Here is a 21,955-nt window from a genome sequence, read left to right as displayed (position 1 = left end):
GGGCAGGGGGTCAGTCGTTGTCGGGGATGAACAGGCCGAGCAGCCAGCTCACCAGGCTGATGATGACCGCTCCCCAGAACGCCGCCGGATAGAAGTTGTCCACGTGGAAGGGGATGTCGAACTGGCCGGCGATCCAGCTCGTCAGGAACAGCATGGCCGCGTTGATGACCAGGAGGAACAGGCCGAGGGTCAGGACGATGATCGCGCAGCCCAGCGCCTTCACGATGGGCTTGACGATCGCGTTGACGACGCCGAAGATCAGCGCCACGAGCAGCAGGACACCCCAGTAGGTGCCTGAATTGGTGGGGGCGTCTACGTCGATGCCGTCGATGAACTGGATGGCCACCCAGAGGGCCACCGCGGCGGCGACGGTTCTGATGATGAATCTCACGCTGGTTGATCCTCCCACTTGAGATCGGCGCTCGATAGGGGTGCGGTCTGCGCGATACCCCTCGGTCACTGTGCGTAGGTCCGGGTTATCGTCGCTCCCTCGGGGCAGAGGCGTGCAGGGGAGGGAGCGAGATGGACGCGAACGGGCTCGAGTCGCTGCCGGCCGACGAGTTGCACGAGCGAGCGGTGCGCTACGCGGTGCGCCACGGGGATCTGGGGTTCCTGTGGGAGTTGCTGAAGGTCATTCCGGCGGCTGAGGCCGCCAGCGGTCATCCGAACGAGACCGCCAACGACCTCAGCAAGGTGTCCGCGCTGCTCAGCGACGCCATCGCGGCAGGCGAGGGCAAGCTGGGCGAGGCGTTGCGCCCGGTTTACATCGAATATCTGCGCCAGCACCCCGACGCGTGACGGGGCGGGGTCAGCCGGCCAGCCGGGTCTCGGCGCTGTGGTCGAGGAAGCCGGGCGTCGTGGTCTCCTGACCGTCCTTGGCGATGATCATGGTCTCGTACGGCCTGGTGCGCGCGAGGCCGGCGGCGAACCGGCGGCCGCGTACGGGGCCCATGGCGTAGATCGCGGTGGCGTAGGCGTCGGCCACGGCGAGGTCGGGGCCGATCACCGTGACCGAGCCGAGGGTGTCCTGGATCAGGCCGGTGTGCGGATCGACCACGGACGAGCCGCCCGAGGTGGCGATGCCCAGGTCGTGGGCGAAGACGACCTTGCGGACGACGTCGGTACGCGGGTCGCGGACGTGCACGCGCCAGCGCCTGCCGGGGGCGATCGAGCCGCGGACCCTGATGTCGTTGCCCGCGGCGATGCGGTGGTCGCCGGCGCCGGCGTTGGACAGGGCGCGCGACAGGCGCTCCAGCGCCCAGCCCTTGATGAATCCGGACGGATCGATGACCCCGCCGATGCGGGCCTCGAACCAGCCGCCGGTGGCCTCGCTGAGCTCGTCGCACCGGTGCAGGACCTCGACGAGCTCGGGGATCTGCCGGAGCGTCTGGCCGCGGTTGAGCCGGGCGATCTGGCTGTCCGGCCGGTGCGGGTCGAAGGTGTCGTCCACCCACCTCAGCCAGGCGAACGCGTCGTCGAGCAGAGGGGTGAGTTCGCGGGCCGGCAGGGCCGTGCGGATGTCCACGCTGACCGGCCGGCCCATGACCGTCTCGACACGGGCGCTTCCAGGAAAGGTCATCGCGGACTCGGCGAAATCAGCAGCCGCGGACTCGGCGATATCGGAAGCCGCGGACTCGGCGATATCAGCAGCCGCGGATCCGGCGAGATCAGAAGTCGTCACCTTGCCTCCTTGTCTGAGATTCACGCTGTCAGATGGGGCGTATGGTCAGCCTAAACCTTTTGCCCTGATTTGAAATGAATCTGTGATCTGGGGACAGCGAGGCGTGACAACGCGCCCCCGACGTACCGCTTGAACCGCCGCGGACCGGCCACGACCACCTCGCGCTCGGCGATGTCGGGGATCTCGCGGCTCAGCCCCGAGGCGCTCACCCGCTCCTTGACCCTGGGGTCGTGCTCGTCGCCGACCACGAGGATGAGGCCGTAGCGGGTCTCGAGGTCGCGCAGTTCGTCGGTGACGCGGTCGGTGCGGAAGACGGCCACCGTGTCGGTCGCGCCGGCCAGCCGCCGGCGCAGCGAGCCGGGGCTGAGCCCGGTGGCGATCAGCAGGGCGGGCCTGCTCGCGCCGGGCGCCGCGTGGCTCCAGACGGCCATCACCGCCGCCATCGCGTAGATCAGCAGCGAGGCCACCCGGCTCGCACTCGGCGCGTGGGCGGTGGCGCTGAACTGGTGGGCCACCAGCAGCGCGCCCGCGAGGTAGCCGCCGAGCAGCAGGCGCTGCCTGGCCTCCTCGGTACGCAGGTAGTCGGCCGCCTTGACGCTGAGGAAACCGAGCCCCACGAGCGCCGCCGCCGCCGCGTAGGCGGCCGGAGACCACGGATAACCGAAACCCGGCCCGATCGCGCCGAACTCGGCCACCGCGACGCCGCTCCAGAAGAGGACCGGGCCCTGACGAACGTTCACCTCGCTAGCCATGACCTCACGATCCTGAACGAACATTAAAGCTTCCTGAGTAGGGTCTGAAACATGGCTAACGTGCGTGTCGAGCGGACTGAAGAGGGCGGGTTCCGGGCGGTCAACGCCCGCGGCGCCGAGGTTCTCATGGGCGGCGCAGACGAGGAAGGGGTGTTCACACCGGTCGAGCTGCTGCTGGCCGCGGTGGGCGGGTGCAACATCGTGACCGTCGAGCCGCTCACCGCCAAGCGCGGGCATCGCCTGGTACGGCTGGCGATGACGGTGCAGGCGGACAAGGTCGAGCAGAACAAGCTCGGCCCGGTGACGGTCACCTACGACGTGGAGCTGCCCTCCGAGGCGGCCGACGAGGTGTTCCGGGCGGTGGCCGGGCGTGTGCACGAGAAGTACTGCACCGTGAGCCGGTCACTTGGTGAAGGCACGGAGGTTCGATTGGAGCTTCCGTAGGCGGATTAAACAGATATTCGACCGCGTTATGACGGGTCCGTTGCATTCGTCTCGGTAGCGTTGTACCAGGTCAGCAGCACTGCTACTGGCCGAAGGACCTTCACCGAGCGGACGCGGAGGGGGACCGCGGTTCGCAAGTGCGGGACCGCCGGCGCTTTTGGGGGAAAGCGCCGGCCTGGACCGCCACCGATCGGGCCGGGCAGCTTTGGGGGAACTGCCCGGCCCGATCCATGCGTATCCTCCGGTGATGTGAAAAAGGTTCTTATCGACTGTGACCCCGGCATCGATGACTCGCTCGCCCTGGCCCTCGCGGCCGGCTCCTCCGACTCCCTCGACATCGTGGGCGTCACCACCGTGGGCGGGAACGTCGATCTCGAACTGACCACCGCGAACGCGCTCGCGCTGCGGGAGTTCCTCCAGTTGGGCGACGTGCCCGTCACCCCGGGCAGCGCCGGCGCGCTGCTGCACCGCACGGTCAGGGCCACCGCCGTGCACGGGAGCACCGGCCTCGGCGACGTGGTGCTGCCCCAGCCCGGGAGAGGGCCGTCGGAGGGGCACGCGGTCGACTTCATCGTGCGCACGCTGGAGGCCGCCCCCGGCGAGATCACGCTGGTCGCCGTGGGCCCGCTGACCAACATCGCCCTCGCCGTACGCCGTGAGCCCCGCATCGTGGAGTGGGCCCGCGACCTCGTCATCATGGGCGGCTCCTACACCCGCGGCAACCACAACCCGGCGGCCGAGTTCAACATGCTGGCCGACCCCGAGGCCGCGGCGATCGTGTTCGAGGCCGGCTGGACGGTCAAGATGCTCGGGCTGGACGTCACACTGACGGCCTCGGTCACGTCGGGGGTGCTGGAGCGCATGCGGCCGCTCGGGCGGCTGTCCGGCCTGCTGGTACCGGCCGCGCAGTTCTACGGGGTGGTCACGGACGAGAGCGGCCCGGCCATCCACGACGCGTGCGCGGTGGCGTACGTGCTCGACCCCGGGCTGTTCACCTGCGTGCCGGCCGTGGTGAACGTGGAGACCGCCGGGCAGCACACCCGGGGCATGACCGTCACCGACTTCAAGATCTCGGACCGGGACGCGAACGCCCTGGTGGCGACCTCTCTCGACGTGCCGGCCTTCTGGGATCTGGTGATCGGGTCGTACGAGAAGCTGGCCACCCGGCTGGGCTGACGCGGCGCGGGCAGTGGCGGGCGGCTGATACAGTTACATCTGTTGCGCCGCTAGCTCAGTTGGTTAGAGCAGCTGACTCTTAATCAGCGGGTCCGGGGTTCGAGTCCCTGGCGGCGCACCAGCACTGACAAGGGCACCGTCTGACGGCGGTGCCCTTCGTCATGGGTCCAGGGTGTCGCCGGGCCGGGTCTCGGCGACGCCGGTTTCCGAGGCGGGGTGCTCGTCCACGCCGACGGTTTCGACCCCGCTGGTGAAGCCGCCGGCGCAGTAACCCTGCGACTCTCCGTAACCGCCGGGCGGGAGTGTCACCCACGCGCCCGCCACGTCCGGGGCCCGGCCGCAGACGACCACGGCGCGGAAGACCCAGACCTGGTCCGTGGGATTGGCGCACGCGGCGATGCCGAGGTCCTCGTCGCTGCCGTGGACGTACGTGTCGCACCGCAGGACCGTCGCCGCGACCGACGCGTACGACGGCAGCCCCGCCGAGGCGAGCGCGAGGGCCGCTCCCGCGGCGGCGGACGCGAGGTGTGATCTTCCGAACATTGCCTCTCCCCACCTACAATCATCACGTTACGTAGTCGAGCGTACGCAATCCGTGGTGACGGGGAGGGTGAATCACGACTCCTGCAGCCGGCGGATCATCGCCTGCTTGGCCTGCGCGAACTCCTCGTCGGTGAGCACCCCCGCACGGTGCAACTGGCCCAGCTCGGTCAGCCGGCGCAGGACCGCGTCGTGCACGTCGTCGGCGACCGGTGCGGCGGGTGGCGGCAGCTCCGGCTGCTCGCGCGGCAGGCGGGCCAGTACGGCCGCCGCAACCAGGGCGGTCGCGCCGCCGTAGCGCTGGATGCCCCAGGACACGCAGCGCGGGTCCTTCTGCGGCGACTGGGGCGGACCCTCGCCCTTGAGCCGGAAGCGCAGCGTGCCGTAGCCCATCCCGGACTGCGGCTTCCACTCCACGCCCACCACGTCCGGCAGCGGGAACTCCTGGGGGCCCGCCCGCTCCTTGTCGGAGGCGGCGAAGCCGTTCCACTCCAGCCGCACCCGCTCGCCGTCGAAGAGCGCCGTGCCGTCGCCGGCCGTGGCCGAGATGGGCACGGCGGGGGCGGGCATGAGGTATTCGTCGCAGGAGCCGCCGGGCGTCTGGTAGACGAGCAGGGTGTCGCGCACCTCGTCGGCGAAGTACTCGGCCGCGCCCGCCCGCGCCTTCGGCACGGCCAGCCGGTACGGGTCGGCCGGCGCGCCCAGGGCGCCGGCGGCGACGTCGAACAGTGTGTCGGCCCCCTTGCGCAGCTTCAGACGCAGGTGGCCGCCCTTGCGCGCGGGCTCGAACGACGCGCCCGCGATCGCCTCCAGCGGCACGTGCACCTCGCCGAGCGAGCGGCGCAGCTCGTGAATGTCCTTGCCGCTTCCCGGGACGATCCGCAGCATTTCTCCATTGAACGTCCACGACCCGTCTGGGACAGCGATCTCGGCCATATCCTCAGCCTAGGACACGCTCGCGGCACGACCCCATGCGAAGGAGCGGTATGGAGATCTTCACGAGCTGGCCGTCCTGGGCACACGCGCAGGGCCCGCTGAGCCGGGCCCTGCCGGAGCCCACCGTGGTGGCCCTGCGCGACGCGGTCGCCTTCGCCCGGCGCAAGCACGGGGTCCAGCAGCGGCCCACCGGGCGGCCGTACGTCGAACACCTGCTGGAGGCGCTGGAGGTGGCCGTGACCGGCGCGAAGCTCAGCGAGAGGGAGGTGCTGGTCGCGACCGTGCTGCACGACGTGCTGGAGGACACGTCGTGCACCGAGGGGGAGCTCGCGCGGCGCTTCGGGCCCGAGGTGGCGGCGCTGGTGCGGTGGGTGAGCAGGCCGCGCGGCGGGTCGAAGGCCGACCATCTGGCCTCGCTGGTCAAGGCGCCGCCGCGGGCCGTGCTGGTCAAGCTGTCGGACCGGGTGAGCAACGTGCAGGAACTGCAGCGGATGTCGTGGCGGTTCCAGCGGCGCTACTACCTGGAGACCGTGGCGTACATCATGCCGCTGGCCGGGGCGCACCCGTGGTTCGCGGAGTGGTTCGGCGAGTGGCGGGGGCGGTGGCGTCGCGTGGAGCGCTGGCCCGCCTCCTGAGCCGGCGCGTCCGGGCGCGCGTCACCGGGTGTCACCGGGTGTCACCGGCTCATGGCCGGCTGCCGATCCGGGCCGCCCGGTTGCGCACGCCCTCGAAGTGCGCGTGCACGGCGGCCACGGCGGCGTCCCGGTCGCCCTTGAGCACCGCCGTGTAGATGTCGCGGTGCCGCTTCGCGACGTCGGCGGGCGGCTCGTCGGGGGCGCCGAGGGCGTCGCGGAGCTGGTAGTAGACGTCCCAGAACGCGCCCAGGAGCTGGCTGACCAGCGGGTTGCCGAGGGGGCGGTAGAGCAGGTCGTGGAAGAGGCGGTCGGTCTCGGGGGAGACCAGCCCGGCCTGGGCCTCGCTCTCCATCCGGTCCATGACGCCGGCGGCCGGTGTCAGGTCGGCGTCGGGGCCGAGGTCGATCAGGCGCTGCACGAGGCCGCTCTCCAGGATCTCGCGGATCTCGACCAGGTGGGCGAGGTGGTTGGCGCCGTTCTGGAGGGTGATGCGGCTGTGGAAGGTCAGTTCGTTGACCAGCCCGGCCAGGGACATCCGGCCGACGAACATGCCGAAGCCGTGGCGGATGTCCACGATGCCGACCGCCTGGAGCGCCTTCAGCGCCTCCCTGATCGAGTTGCGGCTGACCTGGAGTTCCTCCATGAGCTCCGACTCGGTGGGGAGCGGGTCGCCCGCCACCAGCCCGCGTCTGACGATGAGGTCCTTGACGCCCTCCTGGGCCTCGGTGGCGCGGCTGAGGCGCGCCGGACGCGGGACTGTGGCCATGAAGAATCCTTTCGTCTCAGGTAACAATCCGGAAATCTTCCGTTGACCTCACGCCTGGGTGGCATCTAGCGTCCACCTTACGCACATCGTAGGACATGGGATGTCCCACGTTCTACTACTCCCTCAGGAGGCATCCGTGAGCTCTGAGTTCAGTCGCCGCGACTTCCTGCGTCACAGCGGGGCGGCCGGTGCGGCGGCGTTCATCGCGGCCACGCTCTCCGCTTGCTCGGCAGGCCCGGCCTCGACCGGTTCGGTCGGCGCCGGATCCAACAAAGACCTCATCACGGCCGTGATCGGGTACGGCAACGACCAGAGCTGGGACCCGACGCAGACCGCCTCGGCCTTCGCGATGGCCGGCATCTACCACGTCTACGAAGGTCTGCTCGACACCGACCCGATCACCCGCGAGCCCTATCCCGCGCTCGCCACCGCGCTGCCCTCCGACCTGAACGCGACCACCTGGACGTTCACCCTCAGGGAGGGCGCCACGTGGCACGACGGCCGGCCGGTCACCGCCGACGACGTCGTCTTCACCTTCGAGCGCATTCTCGGCCCCGACAACGTCCTGGTGGGCAACTTCTTCAAGTCCTGGCTCCAGGAGGTGAAGAAGGTGGACGAGCGGAACGTGGAGCTGGTCTTCAAGTTCCCGTTCCCGGACGCGGCGCCCCGGCTGACGATCGCGAAGATCATGCCGAAGCACGTCTTCGGCCAGGCGGGCGCGTGGGACCAGGCCAAGGGCGGCAAGGCGGTGGGCTCGGGGCCGTACAAGCTGGTCGCGCACAACCCGAAGTCGAACACCTCGTTCGAGGCGTTCGACGGCTACAACGGGCCGCGGCCCGCCACGGTCAAGCAGATGAACTGGCTGACCATCGTGGACGCCGCCGCCCGCGTGGCCAAGATCTCCGGCGGCTCCGCCGAGGCGCAGATCGCCGACAACATCCCGTACGCCAACGTCGACCAGCTCAAGCAGCAGGGCCTGACGGTCGAGGGCGGCAAGGGCATGAACCACATGTTCCTGATGTTCAACACGGCCACTAAGCCGTTCGACGACATACGGGTGCGCCAGGCCCTGCACTACGCCATCGACAAGGGCAAGATGATCGACGTGGCGCTCAAGGGCCACGGCACGGCCTCCAGTTCCTTCCTCAACGAGGGCCACCCCGACCACAAACGGGCCTCGGTCGTCTACGACTACGACCCCGACAAGGCCAGGGCGCTGCTGAAGGAGGCCGGCGTCACCGGCCTGACGGTCAACCTCATGGCGGTCAACGTGAGCTGGATCGCCGACTGCCTGCCCACCATCGCCTCCTCCTGGGAGGCCGTCGGCGTCAAGACGACGCTGGAGCCGCAGGACACGGCCGCGCTGTTCACCAAGATGGACCAGTTCCAGGACTACCAGGTGGTCGCCGCGGCCTCGAACCCCCAGCAGTTCGGCATGGACGCCGACCTGATCCTGCACTACAACTACGTGCCCGGCGGCCTGTGGATGAAGTACAGCCACTGGGACGGCACCAAGGACGCGGAGAAGCTGTTCTCGATGATGGACGAGGCCGGCAAGGAGACGGACCCGGCCGCGCGTACGGAGCTGATCCATGAATATCTGGACTTCGTCGCCGAGCAGGCCATCCTCTACCCGGTCGTGCACAACGAGCTGATGACCGCCTGGGACCCGAAGAAGCTGTCCGGCATCCGCGCCCAGCCCTACCCGGGCATCAACCTGCTGCAGGCCAAGCGGACATGACGCTCGTCGTCCGGATGCTGCTGCGGCGGCTCCTCATCCTGATCCCGCTGGTGCTCGGCGTGGTCGCGTTCGTGTTCATCGTGATGCGCTTCTCCGGCAGCAAGCCGGAGTACGCCTACTTCCAGGGCGCGAACCCGACCCCCGAGCAGATCCGCCAGTTCCAGGTGGACAACGGCCTGCTGGACCCGCTCCCCCTGCGCTACGTGCGCTTCGTCGCCGACCTGGCGCAGGGGGACATGGGCACCAGCGTGCTGACCAAGCAGCCGGTCGTCGAGTCGGTGACGACCGCGCTGCCGCTGACGTTGCAGCTCACGTTCCTCGGGCTGACGGTCGCGGTGGTGCTGTCGCTGGTGTTCGGCGTGACGGCGGCGCTGTTCCGCGACCGCTGGCCGGACCAGGTGATCCGCATGGTGTCGCTGATCGGGGTGGCGGCCCCGGCGTTCTGGCTGGCGCTGCTGATGATCCAGTGGCTGGCCGTCGGCGAGGGGCTCTTCCCGACCGGGGGCTACATCAACCCGGCCGACTCGCTGACCGGCTGGCTGCGCTCGATGACGCTGCCCGCCCTGTCGTTGTCGCTGCCGATCGCCGCCCAGCTCACCCGCATCATCCGTACGTCGATGGTGGAGGAACTGGACCGCGACTACGTGCGCACCGCGATCGGCAGCGGCCTGCCGATGATCGTGGTCGTCGGCCGGAACGTGCTGCGCAACGCCCTGATCAACCCGCTGACCGTGCTCGGCCTGCGCATCGGCTACCTCATCGGCGGCACGGTGGTGATCGAGACGATCTACGGGCTGCCCGGCATGGGCCAGCTCATGATCAACGCCGTGCGTGACGGCGATCCGGCCGTCGTCCAGGGCGTGGTGCTGACCATCGCGATCGGGTTCATGATCGTCAACCTGATCGTGGACGTCCTCTACCTGCTGGTCAACCCCCGCCTCAGGAGCGCCACATGAGACGTGGACTGACGGAACGCCTGTCCAGGCCCGGCGGCGGCACGCGCCGGTTGACGCCGGCGGCGTGGGTCTCGGTGGGCGTCATCGTGGTCGTCGTGCTGGCCGCGGTGCTGGCGCCGTGGATCGCGCCGCACTCGCCGTACTTCCAGGAGGTCGCCGGCGGCGGGCCGTCCGCGCGGCACTGGATGGGCCTCGACAGCGCCAACCGCGACATCCTGTCCAGGCTCCTGTACGGGGCCCGCTGGTCGCTGCTCATCGGCCTCGGCGCGACCGGGCTGGCCCTGGTCGCCGGGGCGGCGCTCGGCGCGATCGCGGCCACCTCGCGCAAGGCCGTGGACGAGACGCTCATGCGCGTGCTCGACGTCATCATGGCCTTCCCCGGCATCGCGCTCGCCGCGGTGCTCGTGGCGGTCTTCGGCGGCAGCATCCCGGTGCTGGTCATGGCCATGGCCTTCCTCTACATGCCGTCGGTGGCCCGGGTCGTGCGGGCCAACGTGCTCGCGCAGTACGGCGAGGACTACGTGGCGGCCGAACGCGTCATCGGCGCCCGCACCCCGCACATCGTCGTCAGGCACGTGGCGATCAACTGCGCGGCCCCGGTGCTGGTGTTCTGCACGGTGATGGTGGCCGACGCGATCGTGTTCGAGGCGTCGCTGTCGTTCATCGGGGCCGGGGTGCGCCCGCCGGACCCGTCCTGGGGCAGCGTCATCGCCGACGGCAAGAACCTGGTGCTGCTCGGCGGCTGGTGGGCCACGGTCTTCCCCGGCCTGCTCATCCTGATCACCGTGCTGGCGCTCAACATCCTGTCCGAAGGGCTCTCGGACGCCTGGGCCGCTCCGGCCGCCGGTAAGCCCCAGGTGCGCAAGGACGACACGTTCGAGCAGGCCAGGCCCGGTTCCGGCGAGGTCGTCGAGCTGCCGGGGCTGGCCGAGGCGGCGCGGCGGCTGGCCGAGCGGGCCCGCCCGCTGCCGCAAGGCCCGCCCGTGCTGTCCGTGGAGCGGCTGCGCATCGGGTTCGCCGAAGGCGTGGACATCGTGGACGGCATCGGCTTCGAGGTACGTCCCGGCGAGGTGCTCGGCCTGGTCGGCGAGTCCGGCTGCGGCAAGTCGCTGACCGCGCTCACCATCATGGGCCTGCACCCCCGAAACGCCCGCGTCAGCGGGCACATCCGCTTCGACCAGCGGGAACTGCTCTCCGAGTCCAGGAGCGCCCGCCGCCGCCTGCTCGGCCACGAGATGGCGATGATCTACCAGGACGCGCTGTCCTCGCTCAACCCGGCCATGACCATCAAGGCCCAGCTCAAGCAGCTCACCCGGCGCGGCGGCCGGCGCAGCCCCGCCGAACTGCTCGAACTCGTCGGCCTCGACGCCCGCCGCACCCTGTCGTCCTATCCGCACGAGTTGTCGGGCGGGCAGCGGCAGCGGGTGCTGATCGCGATGGCGCTCTCGCGCGAGCCCAAGCTGATCGTCGCCGACGAGCCCACCACCGCGCTCGACGTGACCGTGCAGGCGCAGGTCATCGAGCTGCTGCTGCGGCTGCGCGCGGAGCTGGGGTTCGCGCTGATCCTCGTCTCGCACGACCTGGCGCTGGTCGCGGACGTCACCGACCGGGTGGTGGTCATGTACGGCGGCCAGATCGTCGAGACCGGCGTCACCGCGTCGCTGGTCGGCCGGCCGGCCCACCACTACGCCCGCGGCCTGCTCGGCTCGGTGCTGTCGCTGGAGTCGGGGGCCGAGCGGCTCACGCAGATCCGCGGCGTGGTGCCGGCCCCGGCCGACTTCCCGCCCGGCTGCCGGTTCGCCGACCGGTGCCCGATGGCCGACGAAGTGTGCCGGACCGAGAAGCCGGTGCTGGAGGGGGCGGCCGGGCACCAGGTGGCCTGCCACCACCCCGCGCAGTCGCTGGAGAGGAGCGAGCGGCATGCTTGAGCTGAAGGACGTGCACGTCGTGCACAAGGCCCGCTCCGGCGGCCTGTTCGCCCGCGACCGCGTCCACGCGCTGACCGCCGCGAGCCTCTCGGTGCGCGCGGGCGAGACCGTCGGCGTGGTGGGGGAGTCGGGGTGCGGCAAGTCCACGCTGGCCAGGGTGCTGGTGGGGCTGCAGCGGCCGGTCTCGGGGACCGTGGCCTTCCGTGGCCGGGACCTGTGGGGGCTGAGGGAGTCCGAGCGGCGCGGGCTGGTCGGCTCCAGCGTCGGCATGGTCTTCCAGGACCCGTCCACGGCGCTGAACCGGCGGCTGCCGGTCAGGCAGGTGCTGCGCGACCCGCTCGACGTGCACCGCCGGGGCACGCCCGCCCAGCGCGACGCCCGCGTACGGGAGCTGCTCGACCTGGTCGGGCTGCCCGCGAGCGCGGGCGAGGCGCTGCCCGGCCAGCTCTCGGGCGGGCAGCGGCAGCGCGTGGCCGTCGCCAGGGCGCTGGCCCTCGAACCCGAGCTCGTCGTGGCCGACGAGCCGACCAGCGCGCTCGACGTGTCGGTGCGGGCGCAGATCCTCAACCTGCTGTTGGATCTGAAGGAGCGGCTCGGGCTGGCCCTGGTGTTCGTCTCCCACGACATCCAGACCGTGCGCAGGATGAGCGACCGCGTGGTCACCATGTACCTGGGCCGGATCGTCGAGCAGACGCCGGCGACGTCGGTGCCGCTCGGCGCGCGGCACCCGTACACGCGGGCGCTGTTCTCCGCCACGCCGGGGCTGATCTCGCCGATCAACCCGATCCCGCTGGTGGGAGCGGTGCCGTCGGCCACCAGGCCGCCGAGCGGCTGCCCGTTCCGTACGCGGTGCTGGCGGGCCGACGACGTCTGCGCCGCCGAGATGCCCGCGGCGAGCGCCGAGGGCGAGCACCTGTTCCACTGCCACCATCCGGTGGCGGCGGGATCCACAGACGTCGAGCTGATCCAGGAGCGGATATGAGTGTGAGTTTGTCCGGTGTGATCCCCCCTGTCTGCACGCCCATGACCCCGGAGTACGAGGTGGACCGGGCCTCGCTGGTCCGCCTGGTGGATCACCTGGTCGACGGCGGCGTGGACGCGCTGTTCGTGCTGGGCTCCTCCTCCGAGGTGGCCTACCTGACGGACGCGCAGCGGCGGACGGTGCTGGACACCGTGGCCGGGCATGTGGGCGGGCAGGTGCCGGTGCTGGCCGGGGTGATCGACATGACCACGCCCCGGATGCTCGAACACGCCCGCGTCGCGGCCGAGGCGGGGGCGGCCGGGCTGGTGGCGACCGCGCCGTTCTACACCCGCACGCATCCCGACGAGATCCGCACCCACTTCAGGACGCTCGCGGCCCGGACCGGCCTGCCGGTCTACGCCTACGACCTGCCGGTCTCCGTGCACACCAAGCTGAGCGCGGACCTGGTGCTCGGACTGGCCGCCGAGGGCGTGCTGGCCGGGGTGAAGGACTCCAGCGGCGACGACGGCGGCCTGCGCGCGGTCATCATGGGCCGCGAGGCGCCGTTCAGCGTGCTCACGGGCTCGGAGGTGACCGTGGACTCCGCGCTGTGGATGGGCGCCGACGGCGTGGTGCCCGGCCTGGGCAACGTGGACCCGCAGGGTTACGTCGAGCTGTACCGGTGCGCCTCCCAGGGCGACTGGGAGGCGGCCAGGGTCGAGCAGGAGCGCCTGGTCAGGCTGTTCGAGATCGTGCACGTCGGCGGGGCCCGCATGGGCGGCAGCTCGTCGGGCCTCGGGGCGTTCAAGGCCGCGCTGCACCTGCGCGGCGTCATCGACTGCCCGATCACCGCGCTCCCGCAGACCCCGCTGAACGACGACGAGGTGGGCCGGGTCGGCAAGCTCCTGGCGAGCGCCGGGCTGCTCTGACGGCACCCAGGATCGTCCGGCGCCTGATAGTCAGGTGCCGGATCGTCGGCTGCCGGATCGTCAGACGCTTGATCGTCAGACGGGGCCGGCGAGCTGGGCCACGTCCTGGGCGCCGTCCTCGATCAGCTTCGAGGCCAGGTCCGTCAGCGCCCGTCCGGCGGCCAGTTCGTCCCCGATGCCGGGCACGGGCCGGTCGCCGGGATTGCGGCGGGCGTGCGCCACGCTCTCGTGCCGTTTGCCGGCCGGGGTGAACAGCACCGCCGTGGCCGTGGTCACGGCGTCGCCGTCGTCCTCGCTGATCCAGATCTGGATGTTCCACTGCTTGTAGTCCATGACGACACCTCCCCTCACACCACTGCCCGTGAGAGGCGGACATAAAGACGGGCGCTCAGCGATCGGCCTGGGCCGCCCGCTCGTCCGGGACGCAGTGGGTCATCCTCAGCCCCTCGACGTCGCGCGGGCCGTTCCTGCCGAGCTTGGCCAGCCGGCCGCGGTCCTCGGCGGTCAGCTCCTGGTCGCGCAGCGGCTCCAGCCCGGCGACGTCGTCCGGCGTGATGCCCAGCCCCTCGCCGACGCGCAGCCCCAGGTCGTCCTCGGCCATCAGGAAATGCCAGACCATACGCTCCGCGACGATGCGGTCACACTGGCGCAGCGCGGTGACGAGATTGTGCACGAGGTCGTCGCGCTCCCACTCCTCCATGAGCAGGTAACGCTGGCCCGCCTGGGAGTAGTCGTTCGTGCGCGGGATGCGCGCGCGGGTCAGCCGGCCGCTGACGACCGGGCCGATCTCGTCCGGGTGCGGGTACTCGGCCTCGCGCAACCCGTCGCGCAGGGACGGCTCGTAGTTGATGTGCGGGCTCTCGCCGCCGGTGTCGACGAAGTAGGTCATCTGGCCGTCGCGCTGGTTCGTCCGGCAGGGCGCCTTGGTCTGGTTGACCGGCAGTTGGAGGTAGTTCGGGCCGACCCGGTAACGCTGTGTGTCGCTGTAGGAGAACGTCCGGCCGACCAGCATCTTGTCGTCGGAGAAGTCGAGCCCGTCCACCAGCACGCCGGTGCCGAACGCGGCCTGCTCGTTCTCGGCGAACTGGTTGACCACGTTGCGGTTGAGCACCATGCGGCCGACCGGCAGCGGCGGGAAGTCGTTCTCCGGCCACACCTTGGTGTCGTCGAGCGGGTCGAAGTCCAGTTCGGGGTGCTCGTCGTCGCTCATGATCTGGACCCGCAACTCCCACTCGGGGTGGTCGCCGCGCTCGATCGCCTCGTGCAGGTCCCTGGTGGCGTGGCCCACATCGTACGCCTGCACGGCCGCCGCGTCCGCCTCGGTCATGCTGCGCACGCCCTGCTTGGGTATCCAGTGATATTTCACCAGGAACGATTGGCCCTCGCGGTTGACCCACTTGTAGGTGTTCACGCCGAACCCCTGCATGTGCCGGTAGCCGGCGGGGATGCCACGCGGGCTGAACAGGTTGACCAGCATGTGGACGGACTCCGGCGTCTGCGACATGAAGTCGAAGATCCGGTTGGGCTCCTGCCGGAACGTGACGGGGTCGGGCTTGAGCGAGTGGATGACGTCGGGGAACTTGATCGCGTCCCTGATGAAGAACACGGCCAGGTTGTTGCCCACGAGGTCCCAGTTGCCGTCGTCGGTGTAGAACTTGACGGCGAAGCCGCGCGGGTCGCGGGCGGTCTCCGCCGAGTCGCGTCCGCCGATCACGGTGGAGAAGCGCACGGCGACCTCGGTGCGCCTGCCCTCCTGCTGGAAGAGCTTGGCCCGGGTGTAGCGGTCGATCGGCTCGTCGCCGAGCCGGCCGTACGTCTCGAAGTAGCCGTAGCTGAGCGTGCCCCTGGCGTGCACCACGCGCTCGGGGATGCGCTCCCGGTCGAAGTGGCTGATCTTCTCCAGGAACTGGTAGTTCTCCAGCGTCGCCGGGCCGCGCGGGCCGATCGTGCGCTGGTTCCGGTTGTCGTAGACCGGGTGCCCCTGCCGGTTGGTGAGCACCTCGCGCTGGTCGTCCGACCGGGATCCCGCGCCTGAGACGTCTGTCATCGCACCGTTCCTTCCCCCGGACGAGGTCTTCCCCGCCTGCTCCCAAGGCCGGAACGGCAACGGGCAAAGGTTGCGCTACGGGCGGCGGCTGCCGGGCGGGACGACCTGGAGGGCCGCCTCCAGCGCGGCGGCCTCCTCGGGGGTGAGGCGTTCGAGGAAGTGCACCAGGGTGGCGGCCCGGTTGCCGCCGGCGGCCAGCGCGTGCCGCATCAGCTCGGCGCTGTACGCCTCCTTGGTGGCGACCGGCTCGTACACGTAGGCGCGGCCGACCGGCTCGCGCCTGAGCAGGCCCTTGGTGTGCAGCTTGTCCATCACGGTCATGACGGTGGTGTAGGCGATCTCGCGCTCCCGGCGGAGATCCTCGAGCACGTCACGGACGGAGGCGGGCCTGTGGTAGGACCACATCCTGTCCATGACGGTGGCCTCGAGCTCTCCCAGAGGGCGTCTCATGCCCCACATGGTACGGGTTTGCTGCTGATCAGCACTTTTGTCGAACCCCCTCAGGGCGTCAGCCCGCGCCGCCCTCCGGAGCGATCCTGGCCATCCAGGAGGCGGCCTCGTCCTCCGGCAGGATCCGCTCCAGGCGGATGGTGGCGGGCATCATCGGGAAGCGCCGGCCGGGACTCCACGACCTGGCGTACGGCGGCGGGTCGAGCACCACGACCCGGACCCCGTCCAGGTGGGGGATGTCGGCGGGGACACCCTCGTTCCAGATCCACTTGCCGTGCGCGTCCACCAGGTTGAACTGGCCGTGCACCGGGTCGTCGTCCTCCGGGTCCACGTCGCCGTCCGAGGCGGCCAGCACCCACCTCGGGTCCGGCTGCACGCCCTCGACCAGCCCGTGGTCGGCCGGGCCGCTCACCACGTCGGCCAGCAGCGTGTGGAGCTGGAAGTTGTCGCCGATCCCGCCGATGACGACCTCGTAGCCGCGGCCGGTCTCCCTGTGCAGGACGACCAGGCGCTCGTCCTGGAGCACCGAGAGCAGGCCGGCCAGCCACTGCAGGTCCTCGCGGTCCTCCAGCACCGCCGACAGGGCCGCCGCGAGCCGGTCACGGCCGGGCAACTCGGCGCGTAACCGGGGCGAGAGCTGCAGGATGGACAGCACCGGCATGGCGGCCATGTACACGTGCGCCCAGGCGTCGGTGAGCTTCATCGCCTCCTGCTCCGGCGGGCCGGTCAGCCGGGCGGCGGTGGCGGCGAGCCAGCCGGGGTCGTTGTCGTCGGGCTCCGGCGGCTCCTCGCCGGTGGCCTCGCGCCAGGCCGCGGCGAACCCGGCCGACTTTTCGAGCAACTCGGTGAGCTGGCCGACGAGGGGTTCGGCCAGTGGCACGGGGTCGGCGCCGTGCTCCGCCAGCGCGCCGGCGACGATGCCCAGGCGGGCGCCGATGCCGGACGGGACCAGGGCGAAGACCCCGCTGAGCCGGACCACCACGGCCGACAGGGTCGCCGGGTCGGCGTCCTCCGTGGCCGCGTAGAGCCGTGAGGCGTGCTCGAAGAGCCGGTCGGGGTCGCGGTCCGCGGCGGCCTGGAAGAGGTCGTCGAGATGTTGGTCGAGCATTTCGGCAGGCTATGGCAAGCACGATGGTCTTCGCCGGAGATATCCCAGATCTCCATGATCACCACCACCCACCGCACCCGGCTTCCGCCGCAGGACGGCCCGGCGGGCCCACACCTCGCCGCAAACCCGCCGCGCCCGGCTTCCTGCCGCAGGCCCGCTGCCACCGGCCCGTGCGGGCGGTGGGGGTGAGGTCAGCGGTCGACGCCGTCGGACAGCTCCATCGCCCCCCGCGCGCCGAACTTGAGCAGCACGTGCCGCGGCCCCAGCCCCGCCAGCGTCTTGGCCAGTTCCTCGGCCTCCTCGACGTCGGCGATCAACCGGCCCTCGGCCTCGGTGGCGAACAGCACGTCCACGTCGCCGACCGTCTCCCGCAGCCAGGCCCCGGCCTGCTCGGGCGTCCACAGCGCGCGCCGGTAGTTGACGTCGAGCGAGACCGTCACCCCGGCGGCCCGCGCCACGGTGACGGCGTGGGCCACCGCCTCCCGCGCCGCCTCGGACAGCGCGGGCGTGATCGCGGAGACGTGCAGCACCCGGGCCGACCGGATGAGGTCGGGGTCGAGGTCGGCGGCGCTCAGCCGGGAGCCCGCGCTGTCCTTGCGGTAGTAGCGCACGTCGATGAGGTCGGCCGTGCGCCGTCCCTTGATCATCAGGCCGGTGGGCGCGGCCGGGTCGGGGATCGCGTGCGCGCGCACGCCCTCGCCCGCGAGCGTGGCCCGGATCAGGTCGCCGAACTCGTCGGCCCCCACCCTGCCGACCCAGGTCGCGGCGTGGCCGAGGCGGGCCACGCCGATCGCGACGTTCGACTCGGCGCCGCCCAGCCCGAGGTCGAAGTCGCGGGCGAAGCGCAGCGGCCCCGTACGGCGGGCGGCGAACAGGGCCATGGTCTCGCCGAAGGTCAGCAGCTCGGTCATCGGCTCGTGTCACCCAGCTTTCTCGAGATACGTGTCGCCGCCGCGGCCACCAGCGGCCCCAGCTCGCGCACCCGCGCGGCGGTGATCCGCGAGGTGAGGCCGGAGACGGACAGGGCCGCGGCGGCGACGCCGTCGTGGTTGAAGATCGGTGCGGCGACGCACCGCACCTCGGGTTCGTTCTCGCGGTCGTCGACCGCGTAGCCGCGCCGCCTGACCTGGGCCAGCTCCGCGCGCAGCCGCTCGGCGTCGGTGATCGTCTGCTTGGTCCGCGGTTCCAGGGCCAGCCCGGTCAGGCTCTCCTCGGGTTGCCAGGCGAGGATGGCCTTGCCGACGGCGGTGGAGTGCAGCGGGCCGCGGCTGCCGATGCGGGAGGCCATGCGCACGCTGGTGTCGTTCTCGACCTTGTCGATGTAGACGACGTGCGGATGGTCGTGGACGACCAGGTGCACGGTCTCGCGCACCTCGCTCATCAGCCGGTGCGACTCCTCGGCGGCCACGGCCCGCAGGTCGAGGGTGGCGAGGTAGGCCTGCCCGAGCCGCAGCGTGCCGTGGCCGAGCCGGAAGACGCCGCTCTTGCGGTCGCGGTCGAGCAGCCTGGCCTCGACGAGCGGCGCGGTGAGCCGCAGGACCGTGCTCTTGGACAGGCCGACCCCCTCGCTGAGCTGGGTGAGCGTCAGACCCGAATGCTCGCGTACGTGGTCGAGCACGGTCAGCGCGCGCCTCAGCGAGGCGGACTGGTTGCGTTCCTGCACGCGGACCACCCTACCGGCGGAACCGGTATGCAACATGCTGTTGTGCAGTGCACAACTCAAGGCCTGGAGGGGCCGTCGAGGACGGCGACGTCGTGCCCGTCACCCGGGGCCAGGAACGCCAGCAGCCGCCGCGCCTCCGCCTCGACCGCCTCGACCGCCTCGACCTCCCCGACGGCCTCGACCGGCTCCCACAGGTGGAGGTTGACCGTGGAGACGCCCTCGGCCCTGGTGAGCGTCCAGTCGCCCGCCGTGACGCCGTCCACGAGGATGGCGCGGGGCATCACGTTCGTGCCCATGAAGCCCCGGATCGCCGCCGCCCCGGTCTCGGTGATCACCCTGGACCGGTCGGCGTAGGACAGGAACAGGTTGTCGAAGTCGTACATCAGCCGTGCCGGGGCGGGCACGTCCGCGCCGGGGCGGGGGGCGTCCGGCAGGTCGTACAGGGTGCTGCCGGCCTCGTCCCGGAACCTGACCAGGTCCAGCGACTCCACCACCTCGCCCAGCCTGGTCAGCCCCGACCACGTCTGTACGTCCCGCACCGAGGCCGGGCCGAACGCGGCCAGATAGCGCCGCACCAGCGCGCCGGGCGTCATCGGCGGCACGTCGGCGCTCAGCGCGGGGCCGAGCCACGCCTGCGCGCTGGTGTGCGCGATCGGCCCGCTCCTGCCCCACAGGCCGCGCGGCGGCACCTGCACCAGCGGCACCAGGCAGCGCACGCCCTGGCCCAGCGCGTGCGGCTCGCTGCCGGGCCAGCGTTCGGCCAGCGCCCGCCCCAGCTCGGCGAACGTCATCGGGCGTGCCTCCAGCAGGGCCCGGCCCGCCGCCGACAGTTCGTCCGGGTCCACGCCGGACAGCCGGCCGCCGAACGTCGTACGCGTCATGCGCTCGGTCACCACCTGCAGCAGCGGCCGCATGGCCAGGCAGTCGCGGGCCGAGACCAGGTGGATGGTGGAGCGGTGCAGCACGATGCGCACCAGCTCACGCGCCTCCAGCAGGCCGGCGGCGTCGGCGGGCCGGAATCCCGCGACGCGGTTCCACAGGCCCGTGTACCAGGTGTGCGGCGTCTGGGCCTGCAACCCGCCCAGGTGCTCCACGACCTCGGTCACGGAGCCGGTGGTGCGGCGCAGCAGGTGCTGGCGTTCGAGGGTGGCCCGGTTGAGCGCCCTGCGGGTGATGAGGGGGTTCATGACGGCAAAGGTAGGGACCATTGCGGCCGGTTTCTGTCCGCAATGGCCCTTGCGCCGACGGTACGCGCCACCCTGGACGGCCGCGTCCCGTAGGGGGTGGCCCGTGCGGTCCGGCTCGGGGGTGATCGTTATCATCGTCAGCGCAGTGACCGTATTGATAGTCGGGGGAGCGGAATGACCGTATCGCGGCCGAAGACCCTGCTGGCGATGGGACCCGAGATCGCCACCCGGCTCATCGCGGGGCCGGTGCGCGAGCGCCTGGTCGCGATCGCCGACGTGGACCCCGGCCTGGTGGCCGCCGACTTCGCCGACCCCGCCGTGGCCGGCGCGCTGGCCGAGGCGGAGGTGCTCTACACGAGCTGGTGGTGCCCGCCCGTCACCGCCGAGGTGCTGGCCGCCGCGCCCAGGCTGCGGGCCGTCGTGCACGCGGCCGGCTCGGTGAAGCACCACGTCACCGAGGCGTGCTGGGAGCGCGGCCTGCTCGTCTCGTCCGCGGCGGCGGCCAACGCCGAGCCCGTCGCCGAGTACACGCTGGCCGCCATCCTGTTCGCCAACAAGCGGGTGCCGGACATCGCCCGGCTCTTCCGCGAGCGGCGCGCGCCGCTCGACCTCGACGGGCTCTTCCCCGGGTTCGGCAACTACCGGCGCACGGTGGGCGTCATCGGCGCGTCCAAGATCGGACGGCGGGTGATCGAGCTGCTGCGGCCGTTCGACCTGGACGTGCTGGTCGCCGACCCCTACCTGACCGAGGACCTGGGCGTGCCCCGCGTCGAGCTGGACGAGCTGTTCGAGCGCAGCGACGTCGTCAGCGTGCACGCGCCCGCGCTGCCCGAGACCCACCACCTCGTCAGCGCCGCCCGCCTGGCCAGCATGCGCGACGGCGCCACGCTGATCAACACCGCCCGCGGCGCGCTCGTCGACCAGGACGCGCTCATCGCCGAAACGGCCTCCGGCCGCCTGTACGCGGTCATCGACGTCACCGAGCCCGACCCCCTGCCGTCCGGCTCGCCGCTGTTCGACCTGCCCAACGTCCTGCTCACGCCGCACATCGCCGGATCGCTCGGCGGCGAGCTGGCCCGTATCGCCGACCTGGCGGTGGACGAGCTGGCCAGGTACGCCAAGGGGCTCCCCTTCGCCCACGGCGTGCGGGCGGAGGACCTGGCCACCCTCGCGTGACGCCGGAGTCCGCTCGGCCCTACGCTGCTCTGCATGCGCAAACGGGTGATCGACGGCCGCTTCGAGCTCGTGGAACGGCTCGGCGGCGGGGGCATGGGCCTGGTGTGGCGGGCCTGGGACGTCGCCCTGCACCGTGACGTCGCGCTCAAGGAGGTGCGCCCGCCCGACCCCTCCATGGAGGAGCACGACCCCACCCACGCCAGGGAACTGCGCTCCCGGGTGCTGCGCGAGGCCCGCGCGCTCGCCCGGCTGAACCACCCGAACGTGGCCACCATCCACCACATCGTGGACCCGGACGAGCAGGGCTACCCGTGGATCGTCATGGAACTCGTCACGGGCGGCTCGCTCCAGGACCGGATCCAGCGCGGCCCCATGCCGGTGCCGGAGGCGGCGCGGCTGGGCCGGGAGGTCTTAGCGGGCCTGCGGGCCGCCCACGCGGTCGGCATCCAGCACCGCGACGTCAAGCCCGCCAACGTCCTGCTGCGCGAGGACGGCCGGGCGGTGCTGACCGACTTCGGCATCGCGGCGATGCGCGAGTCCACGAGCCTCACGGCCACCGGTGCGTTCATCGGCTCGCCCGAGTACATGGCCCCCGAGCGCATCAACGGCGTCGAGGGCGACCCCGCGTCCGACTTCTGGTCGCTGGGCATGATGGTGTACGTCGCCGTGGAGGGCCGGCACCCGCTGCGCCGCAACTCCACGCTGGCGACCCTCGCCGCGGTGCTCAACCAGGACGTGCCGCCCGCCGAGCGCGCCGGGGTGCTCGGGCCCGTGCTGGGCGCCCTGCTCGTACGGGACCCGGCGGCCAGGCCCGACCCCGAGACCCTCGACCGCATGCTGGCGGCGGCCGAGGCGGGCCGGAAGCATGCGGACCTGAAG

Annotated in this window: 24 protein-coding genes and 1 tRNA gene; 12 read left to right on the top strand and 13 right to left on the bottom strand. The window is 71.3% G+C overall.

The window, feature by feature from the left end:
• Positions 1–10: 10 nt before the first annotated feature.
• A complete protein-coding gene (locus FAF44_RS35930; protein ID WP_237107808.1) occupies positions 11–391 on the bottom strand; it encodes a phage holin family protein in 381 nt (126 codons plus the stop codon).
• Positions 392–522: 131 nt separating this feature from the next.
• On the opposite strand from FAF44_RS35930, the gene FAF44_RS35925 reads away from it, so the two are divergent.
• Positions 523–798 (top strand): hypothetical protein, encoded by a 276-nt coding sequence (locus FAF44_RS35925; RefSeq protein WP_237107807.1) that lies wholly within the window; start codon positions 523–525, stop codon positions 796–798.
• Positions 799–808: 10 nt separating this feature from the next.
• Here FAF44_RS35925 and FAF44_RS35920 read toward each other — a convergent pair whose 3' ends face one another.
• Positions 809–1,681, bottom strand: coding sequence for an FAD:protein FMN transferase (locus tag FAF44_RS35920; RefSeq protein WP_237107806.1), 873 nt, complete (start codon positions 1,679–1,681; stop codon positions 809–811).
• A gap of 50 nt (positions 1,682–1,731) precedes the next feature.
• Positions 1,732–2,433 (bottom strand): hypothetical protein, encoded by a 702-nt coding sequence (locus tag FAF44_RS35915; protein WP_237107805.1) that lies wholly within the window; start codon positions 2,431–2,433, stop codon positions 1,732–1,734.
• Between the two features lie 51 nt (positions 2,434–2,484).
• Here FAF44_RS35915 and FAF44_RS35910 point away from each other — a divergent pair, with 51 nt between their 5' ends.
• From FAF44_RS35910 to FAF44_RS35900, 3 genes are all read left to right on the top strand, one after another.
• Positions 2,485–2,877: an OsmC family protein gene (locus tag FAF44_RS35910; protein WP_237107804.1), complete on the top strand. Its 393-nt coding sequence runs from the start codon at positions 2,485–2,487 to the stop codon at positions 2,875–2,877.
• A gap of 249 nt (positions 2,878–3,126) precedes the next feature.
• Positions 3,127–4,053, top strand: coding sequence for a nucleoside hydrolase (locus tag FAF44_RS35905; protein WP_237107803.1), 927 nt, complete (start codon positions 3,127–3,129; stop codon positions 4,051–4,053).
• A gap of 44 nt (positions 4,054–4,097) precedes the next feature.
• Positions 4,098–4,174 (top strand) — tRNA-Lys (locus FAF44_RS35900).
• A gap of 38 nt (positions 4,175–4,212) precedes the next feature.
• Here the strand turns inward: FAF44_RS35900 and FAF44_RS35895 are convergent.
• Together FAF44_RS35895 and FAF44_RS35890 are read right to left on the bottom strand one after the other, a co-directional pair.
• Positions 4,213–4,596 carry a hypothetical protein gene (locus FAF44_RS35895; protein ID WP_237107802.1) on the bottom strand — a complete coding sequence of 128 codons (384 nt, stop codon included), beginning with the start codon at positions 4,594–4,596 and terminating at the stop codon, positions 4,213–4,215.
• A 72-nt stretch (positions 4,597–4,668) separates the two neighbouring features.
• Positions 4,669–5,529, bottom strand: coding sequence for a DUF4429 domain-containing protein (locus FAF44_RS35890; RefSeq protein ID WP_237107801.1), 861 nt, complete (start codon positions 5,527–5,529; stop codon positions 4,669–4,671).
• Positions 5,530–5,579: 50 nt separating this feature from the next.
• Between FAF44_RS35890 and FAF44_RS35885 the strand changes: the two genes are divergently transcribed.
• Positions 5,580–6,164, top strand: coding sequence for an HD domain-containing protein (locus tag FAF44_RS35885; RefSeq protein ID WP_237107800.1), 585 nt, complete (start codon positions 5,580–5,582; stop codon positions 6,162–6,164).
• 49 nt (positions 6,165–6,213) lie between these two features.
• Here the strand turns inward: FAF44_RS35885 and FAF44_RS35880 are convergent, their stop codons facing one another.
• Positions 6,214–6,930 (bottom strand): FadR/GntR family transcriptional regulator, encoded by a 717-nt coding sequence (locus FAF44_RS35880; protein ID WP_237107799.1) that lies wholly within the window; start codon positions 6,928–6,930, stop codon positions 6,214–6,216.
• A 136-nt stretch (positions 6,931–7,066) separates the two neighbouring features.
• On the opposite strand from FAF44_RS35880, the gene FAF44_RS35875 reads away from it, so the two are divergent.
• The 5 genes from FAF44_RS35875 to FAF44_RS35855 are packed head-to-tail and all read left to right on the top strand — an operon-like array spanning position 7,067 to position 13,445.
• Positions 7,067–8,671: an ABC transporter substrate-binding protein gene (locus tag FAF44_RS35875; protein WP_237107798.1), complete on the top strand. Its 1,605-nt coding sequence runs from the start codon at positions 7,067–7,069 to the stop codon at positions 8,669–8,671.
• Positions 8,668–9,627, top strand: coding sequence for an ABC transporter permease (locus tag FAF44_RS35870; RefSeq protein WP_237107797.1), 960 nt, complete (start codon positions 8,668–8,670; stop codon positions 9,625–9,627). The genes FAF44_RS35875 and FAF44_RS35870 overlap by 4 nt, the downstream gene beginning before the upstream one ends.
• Positions 9,624–11,555, top strand: coding sequence for a dipeptide/oligopeptide/nickel ABC transporter permease/ATP-binding protein (locus FAF44_RS35865; RefSeq protein ID WP_237107796.1), 1,932 nt, complete (start codon positions 9,624–9,626; stop codon positions 11,553–11,555). Before FAF44_RS35870 ends, FAF44_RS35865 begins: the two co-directional genes overlap by 4 nt.
• The gene (locus tag FAF44_RS35860) at positions 11,548–12,537 is read left to right on the top strand and encodes an ABC transporter ATP-binding protein (protein WP_237107795.1); all 990 of its coding nucleotides are present in this window, start codon (positions 11,548–11,550) and stop codon (positions 12,535–12,537) included. Before FAF44_RS35865 ends, FAF44_RS35860 begins: the two co-directional genes overlap by 8 nt.
• Positions 12,534–13,445 carry a dihydrodipicolinate synthase family protein gene (locus FAF44_RS35855; RefSeq protein ID WP_237107794.1) on the top strand — a complete coding sequence of 304 codons (912 nt, stop codon included), beginning with the start codon at positions 12,534–12,536 and terminating at the stop codon, positions 13,443–13,445. Before FAF44_RS35860 ends, FAF44_RS35855 begins: the two co-directional genes overlap by 4 nt.
• A 75-nt stretch (positions 13,446–13,520) precedes the next feature.
• Here FAF44_RS35855 and FAF44_RS35850 read toward each other — a convergent pair whose 3' ends face one another.
• From FAF44_RS35850 to FAF44_RS35820, 7 genes are all read right to left on the bottom strand, one after another.
• Positions 13,521–13,778 (bottom strand): DUF1876 domain-containing protein, encoded by a 258-nt coding sequence (locus tag FAF44_RS35850; protein ID WP_237107793.1) that lies wholly within the window; start codon positions 13,776–13,778, stop codon positions 13,521–13,523.
• 55 nt (positions 13,779–13,833) lie between these two features.
• A complete protein-coding gene (locus FAF44_RS35845) occupies positions 13,834–15,492 on the bottom strand; it encodes a catalase (protein ID WP_237107792.1) in 1,659 nt (552 codons plus the stop codon).
• A gap of 75 nt (positions 15,493–15,567) precedes the next feature.
• A complete protein-coding gene (locus FAF44_RS35840; RefSeq protein WP_237107791.1) occupies positions 15,568–15,942 on the bottom strand; it encodes a BlaI/MecI/CopY family transcriptional regulator in 375 nt (124 codons plus the stop codon).
• A 58-nt stretch (positions 15,943–16,000) separates the two neighbouring features.
• Complete coding sequence (locus FAF44_RS35835; RefSeq protein ID WP_237107790.1) at positions 16,001–17,050, bottom strand: hypothetical protein; 1,050 nt, start codon at positions 17,048–17,050, stop codon at positions 16,001–16,003.
• Between the two features lie 191 nt (positions 17,051–17,241).
• On the bottom strand, positions 17,242–17,961 hold the full coding sequence (locus FAF44_RS35830; protein ID WP_237107789.1) for a sugar kinase: 720 nt from the start codon (positions 17,959–17,961) through the stop codon (positions 17,242–17,244).
• Positions 17,958–18,713: an IclR family transcriptional regulator gene (locus tag FAF44_RS35825; RefSeq protein ID WP_237107788.1), complete on the bottom strand. Its 756-nt coding sequence runs from the start codon at positions 18,711–18,713 to the stop codon at positions 17,958–17,960. Before FAF44_RS35825 ends, FAF44_RS35830 begins: the two co-directional genes overlap by 4 nt.
• 56 nt (positions 18,714–18,769) lie before the next feature.
• A complete protein-coding gene (locus FAF44_RS35820; RefSeq protein ID WP_237107787.1) occupies positions 18,770–19,900 on the bottom strand; it encodes a winged helix DNA-binding domain-containing protein in 1,131 nt (376 codons plus the stop codon).
• Positions 19,901–20,074: 174 nt separating this feature from the next.
• Between FAF44_RS35820 and FAF44_RS35815 the strand changes: the two genes are divergently transcribed.
• Positions 20,075–21,076 (top strand): hydroxyacid dehydrogenase, encoded by a 1,002-nt coding sequence (locus tag FAF44_RS35815; RefSeq protein WP_237107786.1) that lies wholly within the window; start codon positions 20,075–20,077, stop codon positions 21,074–21,076.
• 33 nt (positions 21,077–21,109) lie between these two features.
• Positions 21,110–21,955, top strand: an 846-nt coding sequence (locus tag FAF44_RS35810) for a serine/threonine-protein kinase (RefSeq protein ID WP_237107785.1), incomplete at its 3' end; no start/stop codon positions are given.

The sequence above is a fragment of the Nonomuraea sp. MG754425 genome (genome assembly GCF_021699195.1).
In the GTDB taxonomy this organism is placed as follows: domain Bacteria; phylum Actinomycetota; class Actinomycetes; order Streptosporangiales; family Streptosporangiaceae; genus Nonomuraea.
The sequence above is the reverse complement of the archived record's forward strand: the minus strand, read 5'-3'. Positions and strand labels throughout refer to the sequence as shown.

Coding starts and splice junctions, on each gene's coding strand:
- FAF44_RS35865 (WP_237107796.1), top strand. CDS start 9,624: ATGAGACGTGGACTGACGGAACGCCTGTCCAGGCCCGGCGGCGGCACG.
- FAF44_RS35860 (WP_237107795.1), top strand. CDS start 11,548: ATGCTTGAGCTGAAGGACGTGCACGTCGTGCACAAGGCCCGCTCCGGC.
- FAF44_RS35915 (WP_237107805.1), bottom strand. CDS start 2,433: ATGGCTAGCGAGGTGAACGTTCGTCAGGGCCCGGTCCTCTTCTGGAGC.
- FAF44_RS35885 (WP_237107800.1), top strand. CDS start 5,580: ATGGAGATCTTCACGAGCTGGCCGTCCTGGGCACACGCGCAGGGCCCG.
- FAF44_RS35845 (WP_237107792.1), bottom strand. CDS start 15,492: ATGACAGACGTCTCAGGCGCGGGATCCCGGTCGGACGACCAGCGCGAG.
- FAF44_RS35910 (WP_237107804.1), top strand. CDS start 2,485: ATGGCTAACGTGCGTGTCGAGCGGACTGAAGAGGGCGGGTTCCGGGCG.
- FAF44_RS35925 (WP_237107807.1), top strand. CDS start 523: ATGGACGCGAACGGGCTCGAGTCGCTGCCGGCCGACGAGTTGCACGAG.
- FAF44_RS35840 (WP_237107791.1), bottom strand. CDS start 15,942: ATGAGACGCCCTCTGGGAGAGCTCGAGGCCACCGTCATGGACAGGATG.
- FAF44_RS35890 (WP_237107801.1), bottom strand. CDS start 5,529: ATGGCCGAGATCGCTGTCCCAGACGGGTCGTGGACGTTCAATGGAGAA.
- FAF44_RS35855 (WP_237107794.1), top strand. CDS start 12,534: ATGAGTGTGAGTTTGTCCGGTGTGATCCCCCCTGTCTGCACGCCCATG.
- FAF44_RS35830 (WP_237107789.1), bottom strand. CDS start 17,961: ATGACCGAGCTGCTGACCTTCGGCGAGACCATGGCCCTGTTCGCCGCC.
- FAF44_RS35870 (WP_237107797.1), top strand. CDS start 8,668: ATGACGCTCGTCGTCCGGATGCTGCTGCGGCGGCTCCTCATCCTGATC.
- FAF44_RS35815 (WP_237107786.1), top strand. CDS start 20,075: ATGACCGTATCGCGGCCGAAGACCCTGCTGGCGATGGGACCCGAGATC.
- FAF44_RS35895 (WP_237107802.1), bottom strand. CDS start 4,596: ATGTTCGGAAGATCACACCTCGCGTCCGCCGCCGCGGGAGCGGCCCTC.
- FAF44_RS35850 (WP_237107793.1), bottom strand. CDS start 13,778: ATGGACTACAAGCAGTGGAACATCCAGATCTGGATCAGCGAGGACGAC.
- FAF44_RS35820 (WP_237107787.1), bottom strand. CDS start 19,900: ATGAACCCCCTCATCACCCGCAGGGCGCTCAACCGGGCCACCCTCGAA.
- FAF44_RS35880 (WP_237107799.1), bottom strand. CDS start 6,930: ATGGCCACAGTCCCGCGTCCGGCGCGCCTCAGCCGCGCCACCGAGGCC.
- FAF44_RS35835 (WP_237107790.1), bottom strand. CDS start 17,050: ATGCTCGACCAACATCTCGACGACCTCTTCCAGGCCGCCGCGGACCGC.